The sequence below is a fragment of the Sporosarcina sp. P2 genome (assembly GCF_002743255.1).
Classification (GTDB): Bacteria; Bacillota; Bacilli; order Bacillales_A; family Planococcaceae; genus Sporosarcina.
This window is the reverse complement of the sequence record NZ_PDYY01000003.1, coordinates 258,831-268,453: the sequence shown is the minus strand read 5'-3', so window position 1 is coordinate 268,453 and position 9,623 is coordinate 258,831. Positions and strand designations below refer to the sequence as shown.

At 38.9% G+C, this 9,623-nt stretch carries 8 protein-coding genes; 2 read left to right on the top strand and 6 right to left on the bottom strand.

Features of this window, described 5'->3' with window-relative positions; translation table 11 throughout:
• Window positions 1-248: 248 nt before the first annotated feature.
• Window positions 249-443, bottom strand: a complete 195-nt coding sequence (locus tag CSV67_RS05405; protein ID WP_099630579.1) for a YwbE family protein — start codon at window positions 441-443, stop codon at window positions 249-251.
• 125 nt (window positions 444-568) lie between these two features.
• Between CSV67_RS05405 and CSV67_RS05400 the strand changes: the two genes are divergently transcribed.
• Both CSV67_RS05400 and CSV67_RS05395 read left to right on the top strand, forming a co-directional pair.
• A complete protein-coding gene (locus CSV67_RS05400; RefSeq protein ID WP_099630578.1) occupies window positions 569-1,009 on the top strand; it encodes a YtoQ family protein in 441 nt (146 codons plus the stop codon).
• Between the two features lie 238 nt (window positions 1,010-1,247).
• Window positions 1,248-4,079, top strand: a complete 2,832-nt coding sequence (locus CSV67_RS05395) for an ATP-binding protein (RefSeq protein WP_099630577.1) — start codon at window positions 1,248-1,250, stop codon at window positions 4,077-4,079.
• Window positions 4,080-4,139: 60 nt separating this feature from the next.
• Here CSV67_RS05395 and CSV67_RS05390 read toward each other — a convergent pair whose 3' ends face one another.
• From CSV67_RS05390 to cdaA, 5 genes are all read right to left on the bottom strand, one after another.
• Complete coding sequence (locus tag CSV67_RS05390; RefSeq protein WP_099630576.1) at window positions 4,140-4,505, bottom strand: response regulator transcription factor; 366 nt, start codon at window positions 4,503-4,505, stop codon at window positions 4,140-4,142.
• 15 nt (window positions 4,506-4,520) lie between these two features.
• Window positions 4,521-6,140 carry a diguanylate cyclase gene (locus CSV67_RS05385; RefSeq protein ID WP_099630575.1) on the bottom strand — a complete coding sequence of 540 codons (1,620 nt, stop codon included), beginning with the start codon at window positions 6,138-6,140 and terminating at the stop codon, window positions 4,521-4,523.
• A 125-nt stretch (window positions 6,141-6,265) separates the two neighbouring features.
• Window positions 6,266-7,615, bottom strand: coding sequence for a phosphoglucosamine mutase (gene glmM / locus CSV67_RS05380; RefSeq protein WP_099630574.1), 1,350 nt, complete (start codon window positions 7,613-7,615; stop codon window positions 6,266-6,268).
• Between the two features lie 52 nt (window positions 7,616-7,667).
• On the bottom strand, window positions 7,668-8,648 hold the full coding sequence (locus CSV67_RS05375; RefSeq protein WP_099630573.1) for a CdaR family protein: 981 nt from the start codon (window positions 8,646-8,648) through the stop codon (window positions 7,668-7,670).
• On the bottom strand, window positions 8,641-9,477 hold the full coding sequence (gene cdaA, locus CSV67_RS05370; protein ID WP_099630572.1) for a diadenylate cyclase CdaA: 837 nt from the start codon (window positions 9,475-9,477) through the stop codon (window positions 8,641-8,643). Before cdaA ends, CSV67_RS05375 begins: the two co-directional genes overlap by 8 nt.
• Between the last annotated feature and the right edge of the window lie 146 nt (window positions 9,478-9,623).

Sequence of the window (9,623 nt, the reverse complement as noted above, 5' to 3'; positions counted from 1 at the left end):
CGTCGCTAAGTGCAAATACATGCTCTTAACGCTCCGCTTTTAATCGCAAAAGCCGTCCTTCGTAACGGCTCTCGCTACCTGCGGGGTCTCAACATTCGCGCTGAATCCCGCAGGAGTCGGCCTTTTTCCGCTTCAGTACACTCTTGATTACTAACTAATTAAACTTTATAAATAAGTGTCAGTGAATTAAAAAAGGTATGAAGGTGTCTTCTCCTTCATACCTTTTGAGGTTTTGTCCCAGCCTCTTTTTATCCTAATATTTCTGCCACGCGTCCAACCTGTCCATCTTCAAGTCGTACTTTAATACCGTGTGGATGAAAACTGGAGTTGGTCAATAAATCTTTAACAACACCTTCTGTTTTCACGCCGCTTCGTTGATCTTTTTTTAAAATAATGGCTACTCGTAAACCAGGTTTTACATCTGATCGATTCTGTCCATTCATATACTAATCTCTCCTCTTTTTTATTTAGTGTACCATATTCACGATCTCTTTCTGCTTAAGTACATCTGATGAAGGAAGACATGATACATGATACAATAAAGACTATCAAACTAGGAGGTGTATTCATGCAATTAACAGTATACCTAGCTGGAGAAATTCATACATCTTGGCGAGATGAAATCAAACAACAAGCAAAAGATCTACAATTACCCGTAGACTTTGTCGGACCCATGGAAGACCATGACCGCTCGGATAACATCGGAGAAGAGATTCTAGGACAACAGCCGGATAAAATCTTCAAAGATGCCGCGGCTTCAAGTCTCAACAACTTACGAACGGAAATTTTAATGAAAAAATCAGATGTTGTCGTTGCGTTATTTGGTGAACAGTACAAACAATGGAATACTGCAATGGATGCCAGCGCAGCAGTCGCTTTTGGGAAGCCACTCATTTTGATCCGTCAGGAAAACCATCACCATCCATTAAAAGAACTATCCCGTAAAGCACATGTTACGGTGGAATCGGTAGATCAAGCAGTTCTAGCATTAAAATATATTTTTGAGTAAACATATACATTACTTGCCAGAGGACAAACCTATTAAATTACAGGTCTGTCCTCTTCTTGTCTGCTAATTTGTCTTAATTTTCACTTAAAACACAACGTATTTTGGCTAGTATTTTCATGCATGCAATTCAACCTACCACGTATCCAAAACATTATTTTTTAACTGAAAATTCTATCTGTAAATACTAAAGGTAAATGATAGAATAGGAGTATATGAGGAAGTGGGAAGGGGCAGTCGGATGGCGCATAAAAAAGGGATTCGTCAACAATACATAAAAGTATTTATTGCTTCAATAGTTGTTGCGATTATCGGGATGGGTAGCATGTATTTCTTTGCTAGTAGCTCTTGGGATCAACTAGAAGATAAACAGCAAGCCTCAAAAGAAAAGTCGATATTGATTGAAGGAATATCCGATTCAATCCAAGAGCTATTCTTTCGGATTCGTGGTTACTATGCATTTCAAATAGAAGAGGAACTAAATTTTGCCTATCAAGCAATTGAGGACATCCATTCTCATTCCCGTGAATTTAAGTCCCTCCAATTAACGGCAGAAGAGCAGCGAATCATTGACGAAATCGATAATTTCTTAATAGAATATGAAAATGTTACCCTTCCAAATGCTATTCATTTTGTAAAAGAGAACGATTATGCTGGCTTACAGGCCCTAGCAAAGAGTGGTACGAACTTAGCTGTGAATAGCTTCATTACATATGCTAATGAATATGAAGATTCTTCAAAGGATAAGCTAGAAAATGCATATAATAATACCATGCAACAAACCAAAACATTCTTTTTGATCATCACACTATTCGGCTTTATCTTCTTGCTTATTCCAATCTTTATGTTTTGGAGCGTTATCAACCGAGTGGTCAAGCCGATAGAAGATATCACGCGCGCAGCAGATCAGTATGAAACTGAAGGCACTGTCCTATTCCAACCAATTCAGACAGAGAATGAGATTGGCGCACTCTCACAATCCATTCATAAAATGATGGGACGCATTCAAATGAATGAGCAGGAGCTTCTTTCACAAAATGAAGAATTGATTACACAGCAAGATGAATTATTTAATCGCCAAACTAAGATGGAATTCGCTTTATCAGAAGCTCGATTTTCCCGTGTCCGTTTGGAACGATACAATGGTTTGAGTCATATATTATCATTCTCGTTAGATAAGCAAGAAGTATGTGACCAAACTTCTCGCTATGTAAATCACATCTATCAATCCGACTTAAGTTTTCTTTGGTTTCCTAAAAGTGACATTCATACGTTAAAGGGGATTTCAGAAGAGTTTTTCACTGAAATTAAACAAGAGAGGTTAGAGTATATAAAAATCCGACTTGAAACAGAACCCTATTTCATTATTAAAAGAGAAGCGGAATATGAAAAAGGAATAGCAGACACTATTACATACGTCTATGATTTCGTTACAGGTATCTACAATGTTGTTAACGAGTTAAGCGTTGTTTCTGTCCTCTCACGTGTCGGTAAGCCGTTTACAGAAGACGACCAAGAAGATTTGTACGGTTTGATCAAACGTATTGCGATCGCAGTGGATCGTATTGAGCAATACGAACTCATTAGTCATGAACGTCAGTTGAATCAGAGTATCTTAGATAACATTAACGAAGGCATTCGTTTCGTTTCAAATACAAGTGAAAATGATAAGTACAATACAGCCTTATTCAATTTACTTGGGATGGAACCTGAAACAGAATATAAAGCTTGGCCACGAGAGGAATGGACAGAGTATTTCCTCAGTCAAATTGACGACCCTGTTCAATATAAAGCATTTCTTGATAATGCAATCAGGTCTACATCCACGGAATTCGTTACTAACGAATATATACTTTCATTGCCCTCTCAAGAGTCACGGGTAATGAATGTTTATAGTGTCCCAATTGTTATTCAAGATGAAAAAGTTGGTACGATCTTCGTACACCGTGATATAACACACGAACATGAAGTCAATAAAATGAAGACAGAATTGGTATCAACTGTTAGTCACGAATTACGAACACCTTTATCTAGTATCCTTGGATTCTCTGAGCTTTTACTCAATAAAGATATGGATGAACAACGAAAAAAACGGTATCTTGAAACTATTCATAGCGAAGCAAACCGATTAACGGCGCTCATCAATGACTTCTTAGATTTACAGCGAATGGAATCAGGGCGACAATCCTATACGATGGAGGACTTATCCGTCGGCAAAGTAGCTGAAAAGGCCGTAGATTATTTACGGATTCAATCACCTCACCATACGCTAAAGATGCAGGATCTCACCTATTCTTCTATAGTCAGAGGGGACTATGACCGCATTCTACAAGTATTCATGAATTTAATTGGCAATGCCATTAAATTTTCACCTGACGGCGGAAATGTGAATATTTCTCTGTTAAATCAACAAGATGCCGTTATCGTTTCTATAGCGGATGAAGGCATTGGAATTCCATCAGATACTATTGAACATCTATTTGAGAAATTCTACAGATTTGATAATAGTTACAGCAGAAAAATTGGCGGAACAGGTCTTGGTTTATCTATTTGCAGAGAGATTATCCAAGATCATAATGGACAGATTTGGGTACATTCTGAGGAAAATGAAGGAACCACCATTTTCTTTTCCCTTCCTTTGAAACAGCAGTTGCCTAAAGAGAAAATTGACTACGACAAACCTTTGGTTGTCATTGTAGAAGATGATGTAAATATTTCATTATTATTGGGAGAAGAACTAGCAAGCAATGGATTTTCAGTCATTCATCATTCCAAAATTAGCAAGGCATTTGAATGTATAGAAGCAATGCAACCAGCCGCAGTCGTCGTCGATTTAAAATTAGAAGAAGGTGAGAATGGTTGGGATTTAATAAGCCAAATGAAAGAACACACTAAAACTAAATCGATCCCAATTGTGATATCCTCTTCATTAGAAAAAGAGTCTGTATTGATGGAGAAATTCCAGGTCGGTAAATACTTGACGAAGCCTTATCCTCTTAGCGATTTATCAACTATTATCATGGAGACTATGGAGCGTTCTGATGGACTAATTTTGTATCCAGAGAACAACTAAAAAGAACGTCTTTTCCTTTACGGAGAAGACGTTCTTTTATTTTGTATGGATAGATTGTAATTAAAATAATGATTTGACTAATTCAGCCAGTTCATTTGGGCTAAAGGGTTTGGGTACGAAGTAAGAAGCCCCTTTTGCTAAAGCAACGTCCTGATCTGCTTGCTGTGCCTTCGCAGTGAGCATGATAATAGGCGTTGTCAGTTCTAGCGGTTGTAGACGCTCTAATAATTCTAAACCTGTCATACGTGGCATCATATAATCCAAGAGAATGGCGTCATATGAAGTGCTTTGAATTTTCTCTAAAGCTTCTACCCCGTCTTCTGCTTCTTCTACTTGAAATCCTTCAAATTCCAAAGTATCCGCAAGTAACATACGTAAAATATCTTCATCGTCTACAACTAACACTTTTTTTCCTACATGTATCAAAGTGGGCACCTTCTTCTATTCTCTTTTATCAAATAAACGATTCGCTAACTTGTCAATTCTTCCGAGCACTTCCGACGGTTGAAAAGGTTTAATAATATAATCATCTGCTCCAAGCCAAAGCGCTGCTTTAATATCATTCGCACTTTTTCTAGCTGTCATCATGGAGACTGTGACGTTTGTTTTGGAATGGTCACTCTTTAATCGGCTCAACACTTCTAGACCGTCCATTTTTGGCATGACACCATCCAGTAATACGATGAAATAAGCATCCGGGCTGTACCAATCATCCTCCAGAAACGAAGGGCCATCAGCATATGTCTTAACTGTAATATCGATATCTGGGGATTTTAACTCCAGCAAGGTTTGCTGAAGGATTTGTCTGATGAATGAATCATCGTCAACGATAATGACAATCAATTTCCGTTTTACTACCCGTTTTCTCTGGTCGTAAATCACCGTTTGGTTTCTCCCTGAACGCTTCGCCTCATAAAGAGCTTGGTCTGCAGCGGATATCATGTTTGCAGTATTTCCCTCATACGTCGCACTGCCCGCTGAAAAAGTTACTTGGAATGTCTCATCACCGGATGTGAATATAGTGTTATTGAATTTGGCTCGAATCCGCTCAACGGCATGCACAGTATCTTCTGCTTTACTATTACAAAATAATAAAGCGAACTCTTCCCCGCCATAACGACATACATAATCGCCCTCGCGTTTTTCCTCTTTGATGATTTCGCCAAACTTCCGTAGAACTTCATCACCCGCTGGATGACCATACAGATCATTTACTTGTTTGAAGTGATCCAAGTCTATTATGACCAGCGAGAAAACCGCTTCAGATTGATCAGCTTTTTTAGCCAACGTATTGATGGTCTCGTCGAAGTAGCGTCGATTACCAACACCTGTCAAACTATCTGTAATCATACTGCTACTAACCGCATGCTGACGCAATTGTCGATTGAACAAATAAGGGAAAAAGATATCCATATCAAAAGGTTTAGATATCAAATCCATAGCACCTCTTCGATACGTTTCAATCAGAATTTCTTTCGTGACTTCTTCACTCGAGATGGCTAATGTCGTATTTTTTTGCCGCGCGGGTTCTGCAATTTGATCCAATACTTCAAAGCCTGTCATATCAGGCAACTTTGCATCTATGATTACAATACTTGGCCTCATAGAGTAAAATTGTTCAATTCCACGCTTCCCATTCAATGAAATAATAACTTGAGCCCCAAGCTTCTCAAGCAACTCTTTTAGATAGGATACGAACTCTAAATCTTGATCAATTATTAAAACAAACGTTTCTTGATCAAGACGGTTAACATAGCGATCAGGTAATTGAAATTCTTCTTTTTTCACAGCAATAGTAGTATCAAAATGCGATCGAATACGATTCTTCAAATTTTCTAATGAAGAAACGGGTATTTTCTGATCGTTGGAAGACGTCAGAATCTCCAATTGTGACGCACAAAAGAGAGACAACTGTTGCAATCCAATTGTACCGGATGTTCCCTTCAATTTATGAAGAAAGTAATATAACTCCCTTTCCGTTAAACTACCCCGCGCTTTCCACTCTTCAAAGATATTCTCTGTACGTTGTGCAAGCATTTTCTGATATTTATTTTGACTCACTGTTTTCCTCTCCGTTCAGCGGAAGCATTCCCATTTCGTCCTGTATATCTGATTCGCCGGTATTCTACTTCTATAAAAAGAGAGCTGGTAATATAGAATTTCCTATTACCAGCCCACACGTATATTTACTCTAGACCCATTTCCTCTTTTACTACTTGTGATATCCGATCTGCATATTCTGCACATTGTGCTTCTGTTTCAGATTCGACCATTACACGAACAAGAGGCTCTGTCCCCGAAGGACGTACAAGTACTCTTCCCTGTCCGTTCATCTCTTTCTCGACTTCGTTAATAACTCCGACAATACGCATATTATCCATTACCGCATATTTATCCATTACACGAATATTAACAAGTTTCTGTGGATACACTTTCATTTCGCTAGCTAATTCAGAAAGTTTTTTACCTGTTTGCTGCATGATGTTCACAAGTTGCAATGCTGTCAGTAAGCCATCACCCGTTGTATTGTAATCCATGAAGATAATGTGGCCTGATTGCTCACCGCCAAGATTATAATGATTTTTACGCATCTCTTCTACGACATACCGATCGCCTACAGCGGTTTGGACACTCTTCATGCCAAATTCCTCTAGTGCTTTATAGAAACCTAGATTGCTCATCACAGTAGAGACGATAGTATCTGATTTTAATCTGCCTTTGCTATGTAAATATCGGGCTACAATGAACATAATTTGGTCACCGTCGACAATATTTCCTTTTTCATCCACTGCAATAAGACGATCACCATCGCCATCGAATGCCAGTCCGATATCCGCACTTTTTTCTACTACAAGTGCTGCAAGTGCTTCAGGGTGTGTAGATCCAACGCCGTCATTGATATTCAATCCATTTGGAGAAGCCCCCATTGTAGTCAAGTCTGCGTCCAAATCTGCAAATACATGGGTTGCCAAGACCGAAGTAGCACCATGTGCGCAATCAAGCGCCACATGGATATTCTCAAAATCCTCATCGACAATTTGTTTCAGATATTGAATATACTTTTGACCACCTTCAAAGTATTCCGTTATAGTTCCAACATTTCCACCAACTGGACGAGGTAATGTATCTTCTTCTGCATTTAGTAGTTGTTCGAATTCTTCTTCCTGTGCATCCGTTAATTTAAAGCCGGTTTCTCCAAAGAATTTAATTCCATTATCTTCAACCGGATTATGTGATGCTGAAATCATAACACCTGCTTGTGCGCTCATGACACGTGTTAAGTAGGCTACGCCCGGTGTACTAATTACGCCTAATTTCATGACTTCCACACCAACAGACAATAGGCCTGCTATTAAGGCATTTTCAAGCATTAAACCAGAAATGCGTGTATCTCTTCCTACTAGTACTTCTGCTTTTTCTTCTGCATCTTTAGTGAATAAATATCCACCGATTCTGCCTAATTTAAATGCTAATTCAGGTGTCAGTTCTTCGTTCGCTACACCTCTGACGCCATCTGTTCCAAAATACTGTGTCATGTTGTATTCTTCCTTTCGATCTCATCTTAGTAGATCACGTTTGTTACGAGTCTTATGATTTTTTATTATCATCCGTCTTTTTCGATACGTCGGAAGTATCGCCTGAAACCTTCACCTGAATTTTCAATTTGGCAGGTGTCACTTTCGTAATTCCTTCAGGACTTTTTACATCTACTTCCACTTTGCCGGACTTAACTATTTTATCTATATCTAGTTCTACTGGAATTTCTTTAATTGCATCCACTATACTCTTAGGACCGTATATGCGAATGAATTGAACATCGGGTGCTGCACTTTCAATAGTTATTCCACTTGAAGATTGTCCTTTTTGTTGCAATTTCAACGGAACTTCACGACTATATTCCTGAATATCTACTTTGACCGTGACTTCCTCAGGATCCAACGCAAGGGATAGCTTATTCAAGTCGCGATCCAATACCCGAACACGTGATTTTTGCTCAAAAGGTTTATCTAGGCTACCGTCATTGGTAATAGAAACTTTTACGAAACTAATCGCATCCACCACACTCTTCGCACCTGTAACATTAATCGAAGAGGGTCGGACACCCATGCTTTTCACTTCATAACCTTCCGCTAGTAATCTCGTATTCATCTCCGGATCGACACGAAATGATTGAGTTACCTTTTCCTCAATATTTATAGTAACCGTTGCAGGATCAAGTCGAACATCCAGTTTATCTGATAAATTTTCTGCTTGTATACGTACGCTATGTTCACCAAGTGTCAAGTTTTGTAAATCTAATTTCAATGTAAAATCCTTTAACAATTTAGTAGTCTGTACAATTTGAGCGGGTCCTTCAATTGTCATATTGACCACGTCAGGTACTCCGGTTACTACTAAATTTTCCGTATCGTAATATACTTCCACGGGAACGTCTTGCATAAGATCGAACACATCGCCTATTGTATTACGACTGGATTGATTCTCCGCTTTTACTGAAAAAAACAACATAATTGCTAAAAACAAGGCAGTCAGTCGCAGAAACCAGGGGCTATCCATGAATTTATCCATTTTTTCTCTTCCCCCACTTCCATAGAGAAGTATCCGTTTGTCCTGTGGTGTTACCAAACCAGGAAATACGTAATAATTTTTCGAATTCCTCGATATCCAGCTTCCGGTTAATTTCCCCATCTGCAGCCAGACTTATAGCACCCGTTTCTTCTGATACGATGATGGTTACCGAATCAGTGACCTCACTTATTCCAAGCGCAGCACGATGTCGCGTCCCTAGCTCTTTGGAAATAAACGGACTTTCCGACAGTGGTAAATAACAACCCGCGGCAGCAATACGGTTTTTCGTCACAATGACTGCACCGTCATGTAGTGGTGTGTTTGGAATAAATATATTGATAAGAAGTTCGGAAGTAATATGTGAATTCATCGGGGTGCCTGTTTCGATATATTCACTAAGACCCGTTTCCTTCTCAATCGTAATAAGCGCCCCAATACGTCGCTTTGCCATATAACTAACGGATTTGACGAATGCTTCAATCAAACGGTCACGTTCTTCTTCTTCCTGCATAGCAGTCCGCGCAAAGAGTCTGCCCCGTCCCAATTGCTCTAATGCTCGACGAAGTTCAGGTTGGAATATAATGATCGCGGCCAAAAAACCAAATCGAAGTACTTCTTCCATCATCCATTGAAGCGTCTTCAAACCGAGCCATTCCGTAATATAGCGACCAATTAAAATCACAAAAATACCTTTTAGTAATTGGACAGCTTTTGTTCCCTTAATAATGGTAATTAATTTATAGAGTACGAACCAAACAAGAAGCACATCCACAATATTTTTTAGTATTTCTATTGGTGCTAACGTTGTTGCTTGCTCCAAACCCGGCATGTGCTTCCCCTACCTTTTAAGAAAGTTCTTATATATTTAGTATAACATAATTACCAACTAACATGGTCAACTAAAAGGTATCGTACCTCTGAATGAAAACCAAAAAAGTGATGCATAAGCTCTCAAGCCGCATCACTTTGAAAATC

What these genes read in the sequence shown, in the direction of transcription:
- CSV67_RS05375 (WP_099630573.1), bottom strand. Translation starts at nt 8,648, where the DNA reads ATGGATAAATTCATGGATAGCCCCTGGTTTCTGCGACTGACTGCCTTG.
- glmM (WP_099630574.1), bottom strand. Translation starts at nt 7,615, where the DNA reads ATGACACAGTATTTTGGAACAGATGGCGTCAGAGGTGTAGCGAACGAA.
- CSV67_RS05405 (WP_099630579.1), bottom strand. Translation starts at nt 443, where the DNA reads ATGAATGGACAGAATCGATCAGATGTAAAACCTGGTTTACGAGTAGCC.
- CSV67_RS05395 (WP_099630577.1), top strand. Translation starts at nt 1,248, where the DNA reads ATGGCGCATAAAAAAGGGATTCGTCAACAATACATAAAAGTATTTATT.
- CSV67_RS05400 (WP_099630578.1), top strand. Translation starts at nt 569, where the DNA reads ATGCAATTAACAGTATACCTAGCTGGAGAAATTCATACATCTTGGCGA.
- cdaA (WP_099630572.1), bottom strand. Translation starts at nt 9,477, where the DNA reads ATGCCGGGTTTGGAGCAAGCAACAACGTTAGCACCAATAGAAATACTA.